The 18943-nt window shown below is 44.9% G+C and carries 21 protein-coding genes; 14 read left to right on the top strand and 7 right to left on the bottom strand.

Going from position 1 to position 18943, the window contains the following annotated elements:
• The first annotated feature begins 24 nt into the window (after positions 1-24).
• A complete protein-coding gene (locus tag HY877_03745; GenBank protein ID MBI5299392.1) occupies positions 25-447 on the top strand; it encodes a 23S rRNA (pseudouridine(1915)-N(3))-methyltransferase RlmH in 423 nt (140 codons plus the stop codon).
• Here HY877_03745 and HY877_03740 read toward each other — a convergent pair.
• Positions 422-814: a HEPN domain-containing protein gene (locus HY877_03740; GenBank protein ID MBI5299391.1), complete on the bottom strand. Its 393-nt coding sequence runs from the start codon at positions 812-814 to the stop codon at positions 422-424. The two genes, HY877_03745 and HY877_03740, sit on opposite strands and share 26 nt — an antisense overlap.
• Complete coding sequence (locus HY877_03735) at positions 798-1280, bottom strand: nucleotidyltransferase domain-containing protein (GenBank protein ID MBI5299390.1); 483 nt, start codon at positions 1278-1280, stop codon at positions 798-800. The genes HY877_03740 and HY877_03735 overlap by 17 nt, the downstream gene beginning before the upstream one ends.
• A 92-nt stretch (positions 1281-1372) precedes the next feature.
• Here HY877_03735 and polX point away from each other — a divergent pair, with 92 nt between their 5' ends.
• The 5 genes from polX (at position 1373) to HY877_03710 (ending at position 5943) form a co-directional block, all read left to right on the top strand.
• On the top strand, positions 1373-3097 hold the full coding sequence (polX, locus tag HY877_03730) for a DNA polymerase/3'-5' exonuclease PolX (protein ID MBI5299389.1): 1725 nt from the start codon (positions 1373-1375) through the stop codon (positions 3095-3097).
• Positions 3094-3819, top strand: a complete 726-nt coding sequence (locus tag HY877_03725) for a type 1 glutamine amidotransferase (protein MBI5299388.1) — start codon at positions 3094-3096, stop codon at positions 3817-3819. Before polX ends, HY877_03725 begins: the two co-directional genes overlap by 4 nt.
• On the top strand, positions 3801-4427 hold the full coding sequence (gene nth, locus HY877_03720; protein MBI5299387.1) for an endonuclease III: 627 nt from the start codon (positions 3801-3803) through the stop codon (positions 4425-4427). The genes HY877_03725 and nth overlap by 19 nt, the downstream gene beginning before the upstream one ends.
• A 130-nt stretch (positions 4428-4557) precedes the next feature.
• On the top strand, positions 4558-5646 hold the full coding sequence (locus HY877_03715) for an SUMF1/EgtB/PvdO family nonheme iron enzyme (protein ID MBI5299386.1): 1089 nt from the start codon (positions 4558-4560) through the stop codon (positions 5644-5646).
• Between the two features lie 63 nt (positions 5647-5709).
• A complete protein-coding gene (locus tag HY877_03710) occupies positions 5710-5943 on the top strand; it encodes a ferredoxin (GenBank protein ID MBI5299385.1) in 234 nt (77 codons plus the stop codon).
• Positions 5944-5952: 9 nt separating this feature from the next.
• Here HY877_03710 and HY877_03705 read toward each other — a convergent pair whose 3' ends face one another.
• The 5 genes from HY877_03705 to HY877_03685 all read right to left on the bottom strand — a co-directional run bounded on the left by HY877_03705 (position 5953) and on the right by HY877_03685 (position 12995).
• On the bottom strand, positions 5953-6666 hold the full coding sequence (locus HY877_03705) for a DUF3047 domain-containing protein (GenBank protein MBI5299384.1): 714 nt from the start codon (positions 6664-6666) through the stop codon (positions 5953-5955).
• Between the two features lie 43 nt (positions 6667-6709).
• Positions 6710-7924 (bottom strand): isocitrate dehydrogenase (NADP(+)), encoded by a 1215-nt coding sequence (gene icd / locus HY877_03700; GenBank protein ID MBI5299383.1) that lies wholly within the window; start codon positions 7922-7924, stop codon positions 6710-6712.
• 379 nt (positions 7925-8303) lie between these two features.
• Positions 8304-9038: a hypothetical protein gene (locus tag HY877_03695; protein MBI5299382.1), complete on the bottom strand. Its 735-nt coding sequence runs from the start codon at positions 9036-9038 to the stop codon at positions 8304-8306.
• A 5-nt stretch (positions 9039-9043) separates the two neighbouring features.
• The gene (locus HY877_03690; protein ID MBI5299381.1) at positions 9044-10078 is read right to left on the bottom strand and encodes an AI-2E family transporter; all 1035 of its coding nucleotides are present in this window, start codon (positions 10076-10078) and stop codon (positions 9044-9046) included.
• A gap of 88 nt (positions 10079-10166) precedes the next feature.
• Positions 10167-12995: a LamG domain-containing protein gene (locus tag HY877_03685; GenBank protein ID MBI5299380.1), complete on the bottom strand. Its 2829-nt coding sequence runs from the start codon at positions 12993-12995 to the stop codon at positions 10167-10169.
• Positions 12996-13024: 29 nt separating this feature from the next.
• On the opposite strand from HY877_03685, the gene HY877_03680 reads away from it, so the two are divergent.
• The 8 genes from HY877_03680 (at position 13025) to HY877_03645 (ending at position 18930) form a co-directional block, all read left to right on the top strand.
• A complete protein-coding gene (locus HY877_03680) occupies positions 13025-13327 on the top strand; it encodes a hypothetical protein (GenBank protein MBI5299379.1) in 303 nt (100 codons plus the stop codon).
• Between the two features lie 487 nt (positions 13328-13814).
• Positions 13815-14186 (top strand): NADH-quinone oxidoreductase subunit A, encoded by a 372-nt coding sequence (gene ndhC, locus HY877_03675; protein MBI5299378.1) that lies wholly within the window; start codon positions 13815-13817, stop codon positions 14184-14186.
• Positions 14187-14189: 3 nt separating this feature from the next.
• Complete coding sequence (gene nuoB / locus HY877_03670) at positions 14190-14681, top strand: NADH-quinone oxidoreductase subunit NuoB (protein MBI5299377.1); 492 nt, start codon at positions 14190-14192, stop codon at positions 14679-14681.
• A gap of 79 nt (positions 14682-14760) precedes the next feature.
• Positions 14761-15246 carry an NADH-quinone oxidoreductase subunit C gene (locus HY877_03665; protein ID MBI5299376.1) on the top strand — a complete coding sequence of 162 codons (486 nt, stop codon included), beginning with the start codon at positions 14761-14763 and terminating at the stop codon, positions 15244-15246.
• A gap of 57 nt (positions 15247-15303) precedes the next feature.
• Positions 15304-16497 carry an NADH-quinone oxidoreductase subunit D gene (locus HY877_03660; protein MBI5299375.1) on the top strand — a complete coding sequence of 398 codons (1194 nt, stop codon included), beginning with the start codon at positions 15304-15306 and terminating at the stop codon, positions 16495-16497.
• Between the two features lie 106 nt (positions 16498-16603).
• Entirely contained in the window at positions 16604-17077 is a 474-nt protein-coding gene (nuoE, locus tag HY877_03655; GenBank protein MBI5299374.1) for an NADH-quinone oxidoreductase subunit NuoE, read from the top strand.
• A gap of 40 nt (positions 17078-17117) precedes the next feature.
• Positions 17118-18383, top strand: coding sequence for an NADH-quinone oxidoreductase subunit NuoF (gene nuoF, locus HY877_03650; GenBank protein ID MBI5299373.1), 1266 nt, complete (start codon positions 17118-17120; stop codon positions 18381-18383).
• Positions 18376-18930 (top strand): (2Fe-2S)-binding protein, encoded by a 555-nt coding sequence (locus HY877_03645; protein MBI5299372.1) that lies wholly within the window; start codon positions 18376-18378, stop codon positions 18928-18930. The genes nuoF and HY877_03645 overlap by 8 nt, the downstream gene beginning before the upstream one ends.
• Positions 18931-18943: the final 13 nt, after the last annotated feature.

The raw sequence follows: 18943 nt of genomic DNA, 5'->3' as shown, positions 1-18943 counted from the left end.
AAATAAATATGGGACTACGGGACCATGAAATTGAAAGTTGTGACCGTTGGAAAATTGAGTTTAAAACCGGTTCAGGCGTTGGTTGAAGAATATCAAAAAAGAATCTCCCACTATTTATCCGTTGAACTTTTGGTGTGCAAATCGGTTGAAGATCTTTTGTCAAAATGGGATAGCAAAGAAGAGGTCGTGATTTTGGAGGAGCGGGGAAAATCTTTTACATCGATCCAATTTTCAAAATGGCTCGAAGAAAAACAAAACCGGTCTGTTAAAACGATGACATTTCTGGTTGGTCCCGCGGAAGGTTGGCCGGAAGCGGTAAAATCCAAAGCCAATTTTGCATTAAGTCTCTCCTCTTTCACACTGCAACACGAATTGGCATTGGTCCTTTTAATGGAACAACTTTACCGCGCCTGCACCATCCTTAAAGGAGAGCCTTACCACAAATAGACAGACATTTTTCTGCTGTCTCCAACGCCTGTCTTGCATCCTCATCTGTAAATTCCAAAAAAGTATCGTCGGGATATCGGGCAGGAATATAAAATTTATCCAACTTCCGGACTTCTTTTTGAATCGAGGCTAAATCGGAATAAAATGGCAATGCTTTTCCGAGCAAGATTCCCAAATGGTGTGTTTTGGGAGGCGGGATATTTTCCAGCACAAGAAGACCTTTCAAACTTTTTTCTGCCGCTTGGTGACACAAAAAACAGGTGATGTGATGTTGTCCCGTTTCCTTTTCTCCGGCTTTTGCATATTTAAAATCACTTCGCGCTCTTTGCATCCATTCCCCTGCCAATTTTTCATGATTTTGTTTCATAAAGAATTTTTCCCTCTTTAAGAATTTGTTGGATAAAAGGATCCTCCATTGCCAGACGTTTCTCAAGTTCTTTGGGTGTGTAAATGTGAAGTTCCACGGGATTGGCGACATCCAAAAAATCCAAAACTTCATCAACACGATCGAGTTTTCTTTTTTGTGTTTTCTTAATAATCAAAAGGTCAATATCGCTTCCTTCTTTGAGTTCCCCGCTTGCCGCAGATCCAAAGAGAATAATTTTTTGGGGCTGATAGTTGGTTTTGATTTGTTCCACAGCTTTCTCAATCCAATTTCGATATTCTTTTGGTTCCGTCAGCTGATGATAGAGACCAATGTCAATCAATGCGGCGACTGGTTTCCCATGTCGTTCAATGAAGATCGGTTTTTTGGAATAACGGATATAATCCAGATGCTCTCCCAAATGGGTCCTTGCCTCAAAAGCTGTTATATTACGATTAGATTCAGTCATATTAATCATTTTAATCAAATTGATTAAAATGGCAAGTTTTATTACATGGTTGCCTGCAAGCAGAGTTTGTTTGAAAAGACTTCTTCCAAATGATGAACAAAAACGAAATTGCACAGGTGTTGGTGGAGATTGCGGAGATTCTTGAAATCAAGGGGGAGAATCCGTTCAAGGTGCGGGCTTATTATAATGCCGCGCGCACGTTGGAGGGGTTGACTGAAGATTTGGATGCGCTCATCCAGTCAAAACAACTTATCGAATTGCCAGGAATTGGAAAAAATCTGGCGGATCATATTATTGAACTTCATCAAACCGGAAAACTAAAAGAATACGAAAAAATCATCAAATCGGTTCCCGAAGGAATTTTTGACCTGCTCAAAATTCTGGGAGTTGGGCCTAAAAAAGTCCGGATTTTGTGGGAGAAGCTGGGTATTACATCCATGCTTCATTTGGAGCAGGCCTGTCATCAGGGGCGGGTTGCCCACCTCGCAGGTTTCGGTGAAAAAACCCAATCGAAAATTTTGGAGGGAATTGCCCAAATCGAAAAACATTCAGGGCAATTTTTGTACGCAGTTGCGGATGACTTGGCACAAGCCATTTTAAAAAAACTTGAGAAACAACCCAAGGTGGAGCGGGCCTCCATTGCCGGGAGTTTGAGACGTTGTAAAGAGGTAGTTAAAGATATCGATATTGTAGTGGCGACCGAGGATCCGAAAAAAGTCATGGATCTTTTCGTCAAACTTCCTGAAGTGGAAAAAGTCATTGCACACGGAGAAACAAAGTCGACGATCCTTTTGAAATTGGGCATTCAAGCCGATCTTCGCTGTGTGAGCGATAAAGAATTCCCCTACGCCCTGCATCATTTCACGGGTTCCAAAGAACACAATGTGGCTCTGCGCTCGTTGGCTCAGGATAAAAAAATGAAGATGAATGAATATGGTCTTTTCGATCTGAAAGGAAAAACGGAAAAATTGATCCCGTGCAAAGATGAAAACGAAATTTTTGAAAAACTCGACATGGAATATATTCCGCCGGAAATCCGTGAAAATATGGGAGAGATTGAAGCGGCGCAAAAACACAAACTTCCAAAGTTGATTGAATCAAAAGACGTTCGCGGACTTCTTCATTGTCACTCGATGTGGAGTGACGGCACAGCCTCCATTGAAAAAATGGCGGAGGGTGTGAAAGCGCTGGGTTTTGAATATCTTGGCGTGGCCGACCACAGCGCTGTTGCAAAATATGCCAATGGTTTGACGCCGGAACGGGTCAAAGAACAATTCAGGGAAATCGACGCGCTCAATAAAAAATTAAAAGGCCTGTATATTTTCAAGGGAATCGAAGCCGATATTTTGTCTGACGGCGAAGTGGATATGGGAGAAAAAGTTTTGAGTTCTTTCGATTATGTTGTCGTTTCGGTGCACACCAAATTTAATCTCACCTCCGCTGAAATGACCAAACGGGTGATCAAAGCGATCAAAAATAAATATGTGCATATTCTTGGACACATGACGGGACGACTGCTTCTGCGGCGTGAGGGTTTTGCTCTCGATGTAAAAGCCGTGATTGATGCCTGCGTCGATTATGGAGTGGCCATTGAAATCAATGCAAACCCGCTTCGTTTGGATATTGACTGGCGACATATTCTATATGCGAAAGAAAAAAAAGTGATGTTCATTATCAACCCGGACGCCCACAGTGTGAGTGGACTTAAGGATTATGAATATGGAGTGGGCATTGCAAGAAAAGGTTGGCTTGAAAGCAAGGATGTTCTAAACACACGCTCAGTTTCAGAAATCATGAAATGGTTAAAGAGAAAATGAAAAAGAAAATTATTATTCTGGAACATGTTGAAAAAGAAAGACCCGGCTATCTTCTTGATGTGATGAGAAAGGGACCGCTTCCCGTCGAATGTATTTTGCTTAGCGAGCCGCACACCCCGCTTCCGGAACCGAAAGATTTGGCGGGTCTCGTGATTATGGGGGGATATATGGATGTTGATGAAGTAGACCAATATCCTTTTTTGCTTCCGGAAATGAAATACATCGAAAAAATATTGCAGGAGAAAATTCCAACGCTGGGAATTTGTCTCGGCTCGCAATTGATGGCCCATGTGCTGGGCGGGATGGTTTATGAAAATGCAAAAAGAGAAATCGGTTATTATCCTCTGGAATTGACACTGGATGGACAAAAAGACGATTTGCTGATGCATATGAACGTGAAGGAAATGGTTTTTCAGTGGCACCGTGACACCTTTGAAATTCCGAAAGGCTGTCCGCATCTGGCAAAAACGCCGCTATGCCCGGCCCAAGCTTTTCGCTATCAGGATTTTGCGTGGGCTTTTCAATTTCATTTGGAGGTGACGGGAAAAATGGCGAGAGACTGGCTCCATGAACCCAAACAAATTCCCGTGTGGAAAAAACTCAAGGGGGAAATTGATCCGGTGGAGATTGAAAAGAAAATCCCTCAATTTGATCCGCGTTGTAAAGAGTTGGCCGGAAAAGTTTTCGGAGTTTTTGCAAAAAAATGTCAGCAGAACGTGTAAAAAAAATTCTAAAGATTTTGCGTAAGACCTATCCCGATGTGGAGTGTGCTCTGCATCATGAAAATCCTTTACAACTTTTGGTCGCAACCATTCTTTCAGCGCAATGTACCGACAAGCGCGTGAACATCGTGACGCCTACACTCTTCAAAAAATATCCAAACGCAAAATCTTTTGCCTCTGCTTCTCTTTCAGAATTGGAGAAGGATATTAAATCAACCGGTTTTTATAAAAATAAAGCGAAGGCGATTAAAAATTGTTGTCATCTGATTGTAACAAAACATGGCGGCAAAGTGCCTCAAAGTCTTGAAGAGTTGGTGAAACTTCCCGGCATCGGCCGTAAAACAGCGAATGTGGTTCTTGGAGTGGCGTGGGGCATTCCCGGGATTGTTGTGGATACGCATGTGAAACGCTTGACCTATCGCATGGAACTTACCCAACAATCCGACCCCGAAAAAATCGAAAAAGAGATGATGAAAATGGTTCCAAAAAAAGATTGGACCGATTTTGGACTTTTGCTCATTTCTCACGGCCGGGCTATTTGTGAGGCCAGAAAACCAAAATGTGAAATTTGCCCCCTAAACGCTCTATGCCCAAAAATAGGTGTCTAACTATTTATAATCATTGATAATTGTTATGGTTGCTAGAAGGCTGTTTTTTTGCAAGAAGGGACGGGTTGAAAAAAAATCTTTGGTAATGAAGCAACTAAATGCTCTTTGTGCCGATGATTAGAACAGAAGGATGGTGACGATGGCGGATGCCCCCAAAGTCGAAGGAAGTCCTAAGTGGCAGTGTCAAAGAGAAGGGACCGTTTTAATCCCCGATGGTTTTTCACAGATGGGGCGAAATTACACGAGCGGCGTGGAGGGGACGCCGGTCGATCCCGAATTGCAAGACCAGAGTCCGGCTCATGTTGTTTGGATTGACCGCTTTTGTGCCCAACGATTTCCCATAACAAATAAAGAACGTAAACAAGTTTCATTATCTTTTCCTGTCGATCAATTTGAATTGATCAGAGTTTGTGAAGAGCCCAGTGAAGAACAAAAAAAATATGAATCATGTATTTCAGGCGGCAAAAGTAAAAAAGCGAAAGGCAAATGTGTTGAGCCCGCGAAAAAAATGACACAAGTAAATACAGCTCTGGCGGTTGGACCTCTTGAAGTTGTCTCAACCGGATTTTTGAGAGACTGGGCGGAAAAAACAAAAGGCCCCTGCTCTATTGTCACAAGAAGAATCGAAGATTTTACACAATCACGTTCTCCAAAGGGTTTTGATGCGGATGACCAACCCGCTGTGAACATCAGCTATTTTGAGGCGGAGGTTTTTTGTCATATCTTGGGTGGGCGCCTGCCAACAGAAGCTGAAAGAGAAAAAATGGCCCGTGGAGAAAATAGTGAACTTCCCATTGAATCTGAAAAAAAAGTTTATTCCCTTGCCGACTATGGTGCCTTTATTTTTGCCACCACAACAAGGAGGATATTGACATCCCGAGAAGCCAACTATGGTACAGATGTTACAACACCGGTTGGGCGTTTTCCTCCTACTGCGTGGAAGCTTTATGATTTGGCCGGTCTTTGGGAGTGGACAAGTGACTGGTATGATGGTCAGCAATATCAGGGCGCCACTCCTATGGCGAATCCGACAGGTCCGGCGGAACCAAAAGTCGGTGTCGGCAAGGTTATCCGTGGAGGTGGTTTTCGTTCCGCGTTACCAAAACATTTGAGCGCCACCTATCGAGCGGATAGAAATCCATATGTTCTTAGTGACGATGTCGGTGTTCGTTGCGTTTTTGCGGCCACACAGGCTGTTGCCGACAAGAGAAAAGAATAATCAAAATCAGTAATCTCTCAACTATTGACAAACTAGTCGATTACGCTAAGGTCCCGCCCCGCAATGGCAAACAAAACAGACAAAGTCGCTGAAAATGTTCCCGGGAAATTTTATGTCGATCACCAATGTATCGACTGTAATCTTTGCCGGGATACGGCTCCCAACAACTTTAAACAACATCCAGACGGGGGTTATTCCTTTGTCTACAAACAGCCAGAAACTCCCGACGAAGAATCCCAGTGCAAAGAGGCAAAAGAATCCTGTCCCGTGGAAGCTATCGGCGATGATGGTGATTAAGGATGCATCCTACGGCACCGAACTAATTTCAAAATCAGCGTAGTCACAAGCGGCAGGGGAATGCGTGGCGTTTCCGTCTGTCAGAATGGCAAAACCGGTGGGTTCTCTCTTGAGCGGTTTTTTCAGAAGTTCTTCGTACATTTTTGGAACATCAATACTGTTGGCGCGCCACTGGTTCAATTTTTTTGATCCACTATCCAGAATTTTCATCACCATTTCACCGGGTTTCTTTTCAAAAACAGTTCCCACCGGCAGTGTGGTGGACCACGTAAATTTCAGGGCCGTGCCCGTTGTTCTTCCGAAAAGGACATAGACACCGCAAGCGCTGTCGTTGGTAGCGCCGTTATTTTCCGCCGCTCCTTTTGGCAGAGCGCGGGCACGCCACTTCCAGCGTAAATAGGGAAAGGCTTTTATATTCCAATCGAATTCACGAAAAATTTGTTTTGAAAGATCTTTGTCATCAAACGCGGCGAGATATTTTTTTCCGTTTTCTTCCTGAACTTTGTAAATTTTTTTGGCATCGCCTCTTTGAAGAGGCCACGTTTTGAAAACGGTGGGAAATTCATCCACTTTGTATCTCTCAAAACACTCGATGCCTTTGAGTTGTGTGGGTGGGAGGGACTGGGCGAAGGCGGGACCATGGACCATGGACCATGGACAAAGGACCAACAACAAAAACAACACCAACTTTCTCAAGTGTTTAGTCCATAGTTCATAGTCCATGGTCCTTTGTCCCTTGTCCTTTATTCCCTGTCCATAGTCCTTTCTACATATTTGCAACAATGCGTTCCCCGAATTCAGAACATTTGATTTTTTTGGCGCCGGTCATTTGCCGCTCCAAATCATAGGTGACTGTTTTTTGTTCGAGTGTTCTTTCAATGCCCTGAACTACAAGTTTGGCCGCTTCATCCCAACCCATATGTTCCAGCATCATGACGCCGGACAAAATGAGTGAAGAAGGATTTGCCTTGTCTTGACCTGCGTGAACGGGTGCTGTGCCGTGCGTGGCTTCAAAAACGGCCGCTTCATCTCCAACGTTGGCGCCCGGAGCTATACCAAGACCTCCAACCTGCGCCGCGCAAGCATCCGATAAATAGTCTCCGTTCAAATTGGGAGTGATAAGCACGCTGTATTCAGTGGGACGGAGTAAAACCATCTGGAAGATGGCGTCTGCAATGCGGTCGTTAAGCAAAATTTTTCCCTCGGGAACTTTTCCGCCAAATTCTTTCAAAGCGCTTTCAGTAACGACACTTCCCGAAAATTCCTCTTCAGCTACTTCATAACCCCACTGGCGGAAAGCGCCTTCCGTGTATTTCATGATATTTCCCTTGTGTACGAGGGTGGCTATTTTACGGTCGTTGGCGATGGCATACTTGAGTGCCATGCGTGTCAGTCGTTTGCTGGCGAAGGGACTCATCGGTTTGATACCAATTCCCGATTTTTCGCGAATCTTGGCCTTCATTTCGGTGACAAGAAAATTGCGCAATTTTTCCGCCTCTGGAGTCCCTGAGGCCCATTCAATGCCCGCATAAACATCTTCGGTGTTTTCGCGGAAAATCACGACATTAAGTTTTTGTGGTTCTTTGAGGGGAGAAGGAACGCCGTTGAAATAACGAACGGGGCGGATGCAGGCGTAAAGATCGAGCACTTGTCTGAGCGCCACGTTAATGGAGCGAATGCCGCCGCCCACCGGTGTGGTGAGGGGACCTTTGATCGTCACCTTATATATACGAATTGAATCGAGCGTTTCTTCGGGAAGCCAGTTGCCTTTGAGTTTGTTTGCCTTTTCTCCCGCGAGGATTTCTTTCCAGACGATTTTTTTCTTTCCTTTATAAGCTTTTTGGACGGCGCCCTCCAAGACATGTTGGGTGGCTGGCCAAAGATCAACTCCGATTCCATCTCCTTCGATGAAAGGAATAATGGGATTATCGGGGATCTGCAGTTTTCCGTTTTTAATTTCGATTTTTTCGCCTGTCGACATGGTGCCTCCGTTTAGATTTAACTCACGGCGGATAGAACAAACCGCCCCCGGATTGTCAATCATGAATCGGAAACGGTCGAACCAAAAATGTTGGAAAATAAAAAAGGTTGGATTGGCGAATCCAACCTTTTTTGTGGGCTGTGCAGGGATCGAACCTGCGACCCGGTGATTAAGCAACTGTTATCTCCAGATTTCTCCAGAGTGTCGGACTATATCATCTCGCCGAAGTTTCTCTGCGAGCCGGGCACTTATGAGGGATTATTGGTTGCTTTCCTCACCCTCTAGTCTCTGCACCTTCTGAATTACATTGCCACCGCTTTCATTCAGCTTGGCTCAGGATTGACCTGCTCTTTTGAAGAGAGTTTAGCGTTCCCTGAGTTCACCCGGTTTGCATGCTCATTTCACAATGAGTAGGACCCTTAATTGAGTCACCTGCTCTACCAACTGAGCTAACAGCCCATAACTGTTGTGTTGTTCCTTCTATCCAGCCGAGTATTTTTTGCAAGAGATTTCCATTGCAAACGCGTATTTTTACAGTGCCGCAGTACAATTTATTTTTGCGATGACCTGTTCCTTCTTTTTTAATATAACTCTTATAAGATTGCTCAAGTGGTATGCCCATTAAAGAAGACCAAAATGCTTTGATAGATTCTTCTTTTTGTCCTGAATGCAGATGCAACTGAATGCGAAAACGTGAATTGTCTATTTCGCATATCTTCCGAAACCGTTGCATCATAAGGACAATTATTTTTGGATTGGAATTAGTAAAATCGATCTGTCTTGTCGTTTTTCCCCCTTCTGCCCAATAGAGCATGAGGCCTGCCAATTTAAATTCATTCGAGGTTAATGGACCAATTTCCTTAGAAGCGCTTTGTTTTATTTGTTCGATTTCTTTGGCTCTGTTTAATTTATTGTGTTGTCCACGCTTGCTTGCCACGCCACCTCTTTTTTTGAGAAATATTTTCTGGGTTGGATTGACTTGGATGTCCCTACACCAAATGCTGATAGAACTTTTCGATGCTTTTATGACGGAAAATATTTCACCATAACTAAGTCCTTGAGCTCTTAGGGCGCGTGCTTTGTCTCTTTTTGTTGTGACGAAAATTGGTGACATATTCATCAATTTGTCTGGAAATCTTTTTTGTAGATTTTTAGGGTGGCGAGCAGGACGGCGGCCAGCGTGGGGCCTGCGAGCAATCCTACGGGTCCCCACAATTTTAATCCACCAAAGATGGCGAGAAAGAGTAGTACGGGATGGATGTTTGTTTTTCCCTGAATCAAAAGAGGTTTTAAGATATTATCGATGCCGGAGATGATGAAAAACCCGTAGATAAACAGAAAAGTTGCTTTTCCATATTGTCCGCCTGCGAGCAGATAAATAAAAACGGGGACCCAGACAGATCCCGTTCCGACAATGGGGACAAAGGCCATAATAAAAGTTGCCAATCCCAAGAGAAGCGCCAATTTGATGCCGATAACCCAAAAACCGATGCCAGCCAGAATGCCCTGTACCAGAGCCGTCAGGAGATAGCCGTAGATACACGCCCGGAGTGTGACGCAGATTTCATTGGCCAACGTTTTTTCATAGGTGTTTTTGAGGGGGGAGACTTCCAGTATCTGGTGATAAAGTTTGGGACCATCCACCAATAAAAAGTAGGTGAGGATCAAGGTGAGCAGGCCGCCCAGAAAAAAACCGGCTGTATTGGAAATGACCTTCGGGGAAAATTGATAAAGATACTGTGCGGCATTTTGCACAAACTCTTTAAACCAATGATACAAATCAATTTCAACCCCCAGTGTTTGCCGCCAGTTCTCAAAAATTTGGGCAAGAAATCCCTGATTCAGCGTGAAATGTTCTCCAAGGCTTTGGGCCGCCCGGATAGTTTGCTCCGCGACGGCGGAAATAACGAATCCAACCGGCAATGCCGCGAACAAAAGGAAAAGAACAAGACAGAAAAATGCGGAAAGATAACGCCGTTGATTGAAAATTTTCAGGAAAAATTCAAAGAGAGGTTGTGAGATCAAAGCCAAAACAAGGGACAAAAGCAAAACGGAATAAAAAGGTTTCAAGAGCCAAAAGAAGACAACCAAAAGAACACCCAGCAATACCCAAAACGCAGTTTTTTCGAGAGACTGATTTTTGCTATCCGCCATGCGGTGCAAAATAGAGGGATATCAAGCACAACTCAATGATAAAAACTGCGCCGACTACCATATAGTGCCATGCACCATATGGTAGTGTTCATGGGATAATGGCCGGTTCATTTTTGAGGACACCGTGATTGCTGTTGTCTGATGAATCATAGACGAAGTCGCCTTGTACTTCATCCAAATGCCACAGCCCAAGTAGTTCTGTCTGCGATGTGACAGCCAAACCACTACCATTATTATAGAGGGACTTAATTTCTTCGGCACTCAGGGCTTTGCCCCAAACCGACAATTCATCGAGAACGCCGCCAAAGTTTCCGCGAACATATCCGGGATAAATTAATCCAATATAAACGGGTCTATTATTGGGAACGCCTGTTGAGCCAAGAACTTTTGTTTTTGTTCCGCTCAAGGCTTGTGATTTTTCTAAGACGCCATCGACATAGATGTTGTTATTGACGTCGTCGACAACCTGACACCCAAAGTGCCATTGGTTATCATTTACAATTTTATTGCTACTGACGGCATTTTGACTGTTGCCATAAACTATATCGCCCCCCATTTTGCCACCCCTGACACTAAAGCGATAGGTGCCCGGGGTGTTTGACACCATACTGTTGCTAAAAATATCTTGTATCGATTTTGTTGTGTCTGCTGTTTTGAGCCAAGTGCAAATGGAAAAATTTTTGTCGGCCATGTTGAGTGTTGGTGAAGTTCCCAGCGCAATAAAATCATTAATTCCGTCCAATTCTATTCCCCCACCCAAGATTCCATTGCCCCATTTGGGACCTGTGGAACCTTCCGTTAACAGTGCATCATTGCGATAGGTTGAAGCATCGGCGATTTTTGTAACACCTTTTTCTTCATTGAATTTCCAATAAGCGATGAGGTCTTTGTCTTTTCCCGGGTCGGCCGGTTTTCCAAAGCTGAAATTATATTGTTCCCGGATTTCGGCGGGGGTAAGTGCGCGTTTAAAAATTTGGATGTCTTTGAGGCCGCCCCTCATAAAGGCAGAACAACCTTCAGTGTCAATCTTTGAGAGGTCTTTAGAGTCTTGGGGATTGAAACAGTATTTGGGATCGCTGGTAAGGTACCGAGTGGTTCCGATAAAAATATTGCCATCAAATTTTGTTTTGGTGCCCTTGAACAGGGCTGAACTCCCTATTTCACTGTCGAGATAAATGGAAACGTTTTTGTCATCTACCACACCACAACCAAAATGCCAGAAGTTGTTATCTGGAAGATAGGCGTTGACCTCTGTTGAACCACCACTATAGATAATACGCATGCGGAGTGATCTGGAAGCCATGCCGTAGCCGGCAATATGCATCACAAAAGAACCGCCTTCGTTGATGCCGTTGCCGATTACACCTGCAATCCGATCTTTTGCCTTGAACCATCCACAAACGGAGAAGTTTCCCAGTGTGAGAGTGTAGAGATCGCTGACATAACGCTTGTCGGGTGGCGCCACGACAAGATATTCATTGAGACCATTGAGGGAAAGACCCGGTGATTGAGAACCTGCATCTTTAGCGGCTTGGCGTTTGGCGAGGAATTTTGTGTTCTCCGGAAGTATGCCTTCCGCCCAAACAGGGCCTGCCGTTTGCGTGTCATTGTCTTTCAGACCCTGCTGAATTTCGTCCCATGTCTTGTATGTTTTGCCGACATTTTTATCTGTGGGATTAACGACAAACTTTGAGCCATAATTTTCATTCAGAAGAAATGCGGTTTGTCCGGGGTAGGCTTCATCCGGATTGGAGTAGTCCATCACGATATTTCCTTCTCCCTCGTCAAAAGGCCAGTAGCCGACAATGCCATTCATATTTGCAGTACACCCACTTTGTTTGATGTTTTTGATTTCATCCGTGGCGAGAGCGCGGTTGTAAATACAGACTTCGTCAATCAAGCCCTTCATGTTTTGTGTATAGAGATCATTTCTGGCACCGATTCGGAGTGGTTGTGGTGAGGGTGTTATGGATGTGGCATAGGGAGATTCTTTAAGCTGTATGCCGTCGATATAGGTTCTTATTTTTCCCGCATTTTTATCATAAGTTCCGGCAACATGATGCCATTCCCCGTCGTTGGGATAAGGGGCTAATCCAAGTCCCCATTGTCCGTTGACGGTAAACCGCAAAATAGCGCCGTTATCGCTCGTGTCGAGTGTGTATTCACTCCCTTTTCGGACAAAGTGTGCATTGTCTACATCTGTCGGTTTGTCTTGTTTGTCTTTTTTTACCCATGCCATGACCGTGATGGCATCTTGCGGAGAAAGTTGAGGGGTGGGGTTCACATTGACATAGTCATTATAACCATCAAACTTGAGCGCCTTCCCAATCTTTGGAGCGCACTCGTCATTGGTTTTGCATTGATCAGCTCCTGCGCCTGCCACACGTGTGCACTGATTATTCTGGCAGGCTGAATGCCCGCAATTAGCGTCTGTGGCGCATTCATTGGCACCCGCACCGGCAACAAGTTTGCACTGACCGTTCTGACAAGTTGAATGTCCACAGCTGGCATCCGTGGCGCACTCGTTGGCGCCCGCGCCCTCAGCTGGTTTACATTGAAAATTTTGGCATGTGAGGTGTGAGACTGGAGGAGGTGGTGCGGCTTTTACAAAATTTGCCGAGAAGGTTGCCTTGGATTGCTGGACTGCGCCTCCATTGACCGGTTTATCCGAAACGGCCACGGTGACTGTTGCGCTTGGAACAGCAATTTTATCGGAAACAGTAACTAAATATTGGTTTCCTCCGATGGGAGATAAGAGGATTTGATTGGGATCTATTTTTGGATTCGTTTCAACAATAGCCACATTTTCGATAGATTTTTCCGGATCACTTGCCTGAATAACAAATTGTTCATTTGTTCCGCCGATAGGGAGAGAAACAGAAGCGCCGGAAGCAACGGCTTTTCCATCAAGGATCATGGCAAGACTTGGAGGTTGGTTAACATTGGATGATGGGACCAGTATTGATGCGGGCTGTTCTTTGGTTGTTGTTTCTGGTGTTGGGGTCGAAGTTGGAGCGGATGCTTGAGTTGGTTGATCTTCAACTGTTGGTTGTGGTGATGTGGGTATTGATGTGGGCTGTTCTTCAATTGCCGGCGCTGGGGTTGGAGATGGTATCGATTCTTCCGGTGGCGGTGCTGACTGGATTCCAATTTCCGGGGCTTGAACGGCAGATTCGCCCCCAATTTCCGGAATTTGAGCAACCTTTCCTCCAGCGGGTGCGGCCTCGTTTTTTTCGGTTGAAGAGCTAGTGGGAGAACCCGGATCACCTTGGGAACAACCCAAGATAAGGAGTAAAAGAGAAACGCTAATTGTGATTTTATGTAACATCATAAAAAAAGTTAAAACTCTCGTGCAGTGAGAGTGCAATCCTCGTGCCATTTAAGCCCTAGAAAACATATTAGAACTCTATGAAATTACTTATCTATTTTTCATTGTCTTGTTTTGATTCTTGATAGGTGGGTGAAAAGGAAGTCATTTTCTCAAAATGAAAGTCAAAAATTTGACGGCCGTCAAAAATCCGTCAGGTGTATGGGGAAGGTGTCGGACACTTAATGGGAGTGGTGGAAAATGCGTTTTTCATGGTTGTCATCCTGAACACATTCGCTTCGCTCAGAATGACAAAGCGAAGGGCTCAGAATGACAATTTGAAAATTTCAGCATTTTCCACCACTCCCTTAATTTACCCTTAATTTACCCTTTATAAGTGTCCGACACTTATGATAGGGAGCCCCCGCAATGGATTCTTATTTTCCACTCCTTGTTTTATTTGGTATCGGAATCGCTCTTTCGGGTGGATTTGTCATTTTGTCTGCTTTTGCCGGAAAGAAAAAGCCCACTCCTGAAAAAATGACCCCGTATGAATGCGGTCTTGATCCGATTGGTGCTCCGAGACAGCGTTTTTCCGTCAAATTTTATTTGATTGCCGTTCTTTTTATTCTTTTTGATATCGAAACAGTTTTTCTCTACCCTTGGGCCTCTCTTTTTAGACAATTTAAATCCGCAGGTTTGGGAGGTTTTATTTTTGTAGAGATGGTTGTGTTTTTGGGCGTCTTGGCGCTGGGACTTGTTTATGTCTGGCGTCGCGGCGCTCTGGAATGGGAAAAATAATTTATGAGCGTTGGAGATATCATCGTAACAAAGCTCGACGAAGTGGTGAAATGGGGGCGGAAATTCAGTCTCTGGCCGATGCCTTTTGGAACCGCCTGTTGCGCGATTGAATTTATGGGAGTGGTCTCCAGTCATTTTGATATTTCCCGTTTTGGTGCAGAGCTGGTCCGCTTTTCCCCGCGCCAAGCTGATCTGCTGTTGGTGATGGGAACGATCAATTACAAACAGGCGCCGATTTTAAAAAGAATCTACGAACAAATGTGCGAACCAAAATGGGTTATTTCAATGGGAGCGTGCGCTTCTTCCGGCGGTTTTTACGATAACTATTCCGTCGTTCAGGGGATCGATGAAATTATTCCGGTCGATGTCTATATCCCCGGTTGTCCTCCGCGCCCCGAACAACTCATCGACGCCGTTGTCAAACTTCAGTTCAGTCTTCAAGGCATCAAAAAAGACGCCATCACTCCTCCCAAATCCACGGGTCATGGTCTATAGTCCATGGTCCATAGTCCATATCCCCTTCCCCTATTTCCCCTCTTGATTTTCATCTTTAATTTAGTTAGCTACGCGCGCCATGAAATATGCGCGTGAGCGTTTGAAAGAAGTTTTTGGCCCCGCCATTTTGGAAACTTCCAGTTATTTGGGAAATGAAACCGCCGTTGTTGCGAAAGAAAAAATTGTCGATGTCATCAAATTTCTGCGCGACACCAAAGGACTCGAATTCAATTTCATGATGGACTTGTGCGGCGCTGATTATCCGGAACGTCCTCTGCGCTTCGAAATTGTTTATAATCTTTATTCGTTGTCAACCAAAGGGCGTGTCCGCCTGAAAGTGCGCGTTCCGGAATCTAATCCGTCTCTTCCTTCCATCTGCAATCTTTATAAGGCGGCCAACTGGTTTGAGAGAGAAGCCTATGACATGTTTGGAATCCGGTTTGAAGGTCATCCCAATTTAAAACGACTTTTGACGTTTGAAGAATTTGAAGGGTATCCCTTAAGAAAAGATTACCCGGTCAACAAGCGACCGAAAATTCCAACACCCGATACTTTGGTACGATAGTACGATCGTACGATGGTACGATAGTAAGAAACAAAATACCGGCGCACTGTTAAACTTATGATAACGGACATTCCAAAACCGCTGAGCGAAAATAATATGCTCTTGAACATGGGGCCTTCGCACCCGACCATGCACGGGACACTGCGCGTGCTTTTGGAACTCGACGGCGAAACCATTGTTAATGCGACACCGGAGATTGGTTACCTTCACCGCTGTTTCGAAAAAGAGTCCGAAGTTAAAAACTACACGCAAGTAATTCCCTACACCGACCGTCTCAACTATGTTTCGCCGTTGATGAACAATGTTGGTTACTGCATGGCGGTGGAAAAAATGTGGCCGCTCGAAATTCCGGAGAGGGCAATCTGGATTCGGATGCTTGTCGCGGAACTCTCGCGCATCATGGATCATTGCGTTTGCATCGGAACAAATGTGGTCGACATCGGTGCTCTCACCAACTTTTGGTATCTTTTTAATCCGCGCGAAAAATTGATCGACTGGGTAGAAGCCTTGTGCGGCGCCCGTTTAACAAACACCTACACGCGTGTGGGCGGTGTGATGCGCGATGTTCCTCCGAACACCAAAACATTTTTAAGTGCGTGCATGAAAGATATTTACAAAGCGGTGAAAGACACGACCGGCCTTTTGAAAAAGAACAGAATTTTTATGGATCGCACACAACGTGTGGGCGCCATCTCGAAAGAAGATGCGATCAGTTACGGATTCACCGGACCGTGTCTCAGGGCGTGCGATGTAAATTATGATATTCGCAAAGCCCATCCCTATTATTTTTACGATCAGCTCAACTGGGATGTGCCTCTTGGAAAATATGGCGATTCGTATGACCGTCTCTTTGTTCGCTTCGAAGAAATAATTCAATCGTCGCGGATGGTGGAGCAGATGCTCGAAAAAATGCCGGAAGGTCCTATCATGACTGATCGCCGCGATGTGGCTCTGCCCGCAAAACATGAAGTCTATGGATCCATTGAAGGAATCATCCGGCAATTCAAAATTATCATGCACGGCATCAAACCGCCCGCGGGAGAAATTTATTCCTACACCGAAGCGGCCAATGGAGAACTTGGATTTTATATTGTGAGTGACGGTTCAGACAAACCGTACCGGATCAAAGTGCGTCCCCCCTGTTTCGCGATCTATCAGGCTTATCCCGATTTGATGAAGGGATCATTGGTGGCGGATGCCGTCGCGATTTTGGGTGGATTAAATATTGTAGCGGGGGAATTGGATAGATGAAGAAAATGCAAAATTCAAAAATCAAAAGTCAAAATGACAATTCAAATTTCAAAATTTTGAATTTTGATTTTTGAATTTTGATTTTTGGATTCGCGAAGGAGTATAAATGAGTTTTGAGTTTACAATCGAAAACAAACAGCGTTTTGAGGGCTATCTCAAGCGCTATCCGCAAAAGAAGGCGGCGCTTTTGCCTTCTCTTTGGCTTGTGCAGGAACAACAGGGATGGATTTCGCCGGAGTCGATGGAATATCTGGCCGGGCTTCTGGATTTGACTCCCGCCCATATTTTTGAGACCGCCACTTTCTACACCATGTACAACATGAAACCGATCGGTAAACACCACATTCAGGTTTGCAACAGCATCTGTTGTTGTTTGCGCGGATCGGAAGGAGTTGTCCAATACTTGAAGAAAAAACTGGGCGTGAATGTAGGAGAGTCCACCGCGGATAAACGGTTTCATCTTTCCGCCGTGGAATGTCTGGGTTCTTGCGGTACCGCGCCGATGATGCAAATAAACAATGACTACTACGAAGATTTAAATGAGGCAAAGATCGATGAGATATTGGAAAAGTTGAAATAAGTTTGTCATCCTTCGCTAACGCTCAGGATGACGGAGAAATATGGAATACGTATTAACTAAAAATTGGCATGTGCCGGATCAACGCAAAATTTCTGTTGCCGAAAAAAATGACGCTTACTCTTCATTGAAGAAAGTTTTTGGCATGACACCCCTGCAAATAATTGAAGAAGTAAAGGCTTCTGGACTTCGTGGTCGCGGTGGTGCTGGTTTTGCAACGGGTATAAAGTGGGGATTCATTCCCAAAGACAATAAAAAACCGGTTTATCTCATCAACAATTTTGACGAGAGTGAACCCGGCACATTTAAAGACCGGATGATTGCCGAAAAAGATCCCCACATGATTATTGAGGGGATGATTATCGCTTCTTTCGCCATCGGCGCTCACACCGCTTTTATTTATATTCGCGGTGAATACCATCGTCCGTGGGAAATTCTCGAAGAAGCTTTGAAAGAAGCGTATGCAAAAGGTTATCTCGGAAAAAATATTTTAGGCTCCGGTTTTGATCTCGATATTTTTACGCATCGCGGTGCGGGTGCTTATATTTGCGGTGAAGAGACCGCCCTTCTTTCTTCGCTTGAAGGTGGAAGAGGTTATCCGCGCATCAAACCGCCGTTTCCCGCGATTGCGGGAGCGTGGGCTTGTCCTACCATTGTGAACAATGTCGAAACATTGTCCAACATTCCCTACATTATTAATAATGGAGCCGCCGCTTTCAAAAAAATCGGGACGGAAAAAAGTGCGGGCACCAAACTGATGTCGGCCTCGGGTCACATTAACAAACCCGGAGTTTATGAAGTGGAGATGGGGCTTCCCATTCGCACTTTTCTGGAAGAACATTTGGGCGGCGTTTGGAAAGGCAGAAAGGTGAAAGGGGTTGTGCCGGGTGGATCTTCATTCGCGCCGCTCACGAACGAGGAAGCGATGCGGACCAATCTGGATTTTGAATCGTGTGCCGCGGCGGGAACATCCTTGGGTTCCGGCGGTTTTTATGTGATGGATGACACAACCTGCATGGTCCGTCTTTTGCAATTCACAACAAAATTTTACGCGCATGAATCGTGCGGACAGTGCACTCCCTGCAGAGAGGGAAGCGGTTGGATCTCCAAAATTGCCCGGCGTATTGAATCGGGAAATGGAAGAGAAAGAGATTTGAATTTGCTGGAGGATGTTTGCAGTAACGTGGTGAACGGCAGAACCATTTGCGTTTTTGCCGATGCAATGGCAATGCCTGTGCAGGGATTTTTGAAAAAATTCCGTCACGAGTTTGAAGAACACATTAGATTAGGGAAATGCCCACATGGTTAAAATAAAAATTGATGACAAAGAAATCGATGTTCCTCAGGGAACAACTGTTTTGCAGGCGGCTAAGGCCAATAAAATAGATATTCCCTATTTTTGTTATCACTCGAAACTCTCCATCGCCGGCAATTGCCGGATGTGTTTGGTGCAAATCAAGGGACAAAATAAACCCGTGATTTCCTGTCGTGAACAGGTGCGTGAAGGACTGGAAGTGGATACGAAGTCGCCCGAAGTTAAAAAAATGCAGAGGGGAGTTTTGGAATTTATCCTCGTGAATCATCCCCTCGATTGCCCCATTTGCGATCAATCAGGCGAATGCGTTCTTCAGGACAACTATTTTAAATATTCAAAATCTTCGTCGCGTTTAGAAGACCAAAAAATTCACAAACCGAAAGTCAAACCCCTTGGACCGTTGGTAACGCTGGATGATGAACGCTGTATTGTCTGTACGCGCTGTGTTCGCTTCTGCGATGAAGTGGCCAAAACGCACGAACTTTGTGTGACACAACGCGGGGGACATTCTGAGCTCACCACGTTCCCCGGAAAGCGTTGAAAAATCCCTATTC

This window comes from Deltaproteobacteria bacterium (genome assembly GCA_016213065.1).
Lineage (GTDB): Bacteria > UBA10199 > UBA10199 > SPLOWO2-01-44-7 > SPLOWO2-01-44-7 > JACRBV01.
This window is presented reverse-complemented; position numbering and strand designations above follow the sequence as displayed.

Coding starts and splice junctions, on each gene's coding strand:
- HY877_03745 (MBI5299392.1), top strand. CDS start 25: ATGAAATTGAAAGTTGTGACCGTTGGAAAATTGAGTTTAAAACCGGTT.
- HY877_03740 (MBI5299391.1), bottom strand. CDS start 814: ATGAAACAAAATCATGAAAAATTGGCAGGGGAATGGATGCAAAGAGCG.
- HY877_03735 (MBI5299390.1), bottom strand. CDS start 1,280: ATGACTGAATCTAATCGTAATATAACAGCTTTTGAGGCAAGGACCCAT.
- polX (MBI5299389.1), top strand. CDS start 1,373: ATGAACAAAAACGAAATTGCACAGGTGTTGGTGGAGATTGCGGAGATT.
- HY877_03725 (MBI5299388.1), top strand. CDS start 3,094: ATGAAAAAGAAAATTATTATTCTGGAACATGTTGAAAAAGAAAGACCC.
- nth (MBI5299387.1), top strand. CDS start 3,801: ATGTCAGCAGAACGTGTAAAAAAAATTCTAAAGATTTTGCGTAAGACC.
- HY877_03715 (MBI5299386.1), top strand. CDS start 4,558: ATGGTGACGATGGCGGATGCCCCCAAAGTCGAAGGAAGTCCTAAGTGG.
- HY877_03710 (MBI5299385.1), top strand. CDS start 5,710: ATGGCAAACAAAACAGACAAAGTCGCTGAAAATGTTCCCGGGAAATTT.
- HY877_03705 (MBI5299384.1), bottom strand. CDS start 6,666: ATGGACTATGAACTATGGACTAAACACTTGAGAAAGTTGGTGTTGTTT.
- icd (MBI5299383.1), bottom strand. CDS start 7,924: ATGTCGACAGGCGAAAAAATCGAAATTAAAAACGGAAAACTGCAGATC.
- HY877_03695 (MBI5299382.1), bottom strand. CDS start 9,038: ATGTCACCAATTTTCGTCACAACAAAAAGAGACAAAGCACGCGCCCTA.
- HY877_03690 (MBI5299381.1), bottom strand. CDS start 10,078: ATGGCGGATAGCAAAAATCAGTCTCTCGAAAAAACTGCGTTTTGGGTA.
- HY877_03685 (MBI5299380.1), bottom strand. CDS start 12,995: ATGATCCTTGATGGAAAAGCCGTTGCTTCCGGCGCTTCTGTTTCTCTC.
- HY877_03680 (MBI5299379.1), top strand. CDS start 13,025: ATGATGGGACCAGTATTGATGCGGGCTGTTCTTTGGTTGTTGTTTCTG.
- ndhC (MBI5299378.1), top strand. CDS start 13,815: ATGGATTCTTATTTTCCACTCCTTGTTTTATTTGGTATCGGAATCGCT.
- nuoB (MBI5299377.1), top strand. CDS start 14,190: ATGAGCGTTGGAGATATCATCGTAACAAAGCTCGACGAAGTGGTGAAA.
- HY877_03665 (MBI5299376.1), top strand. CDS start 14,761: ATGAAATATGCGCGTGAGCGTTTGAAAGAAGTTTTTGGCCCCGCCATT.
- HY877_03660 (MBI5299375.1), top strand. CDS start 15,304: ATGATAACGGACATTCCAAAACCGCTGAGCGAAAATAATATGCTCTTG.
- nuoE (MBI5299374.1), top strand. CDS start 16,604: ATGAGTTTTGAGTTTACAATCGAAAACAAACAGCGTTTTGAGGGCTAT.
- nuoF (MBI5299373.1), top strand. CDS start 17,118: ATGGAATACGTATTAACTAAAAATTGGCATGTGCCGGATCAACGCAAA.
- HY877_03645 (MBI5299372.1), top strand. CDS start 18,376: ATGGTTAAAATAAAAATTGATGACAAAGAAATCGATGTTCCTCAGGGA.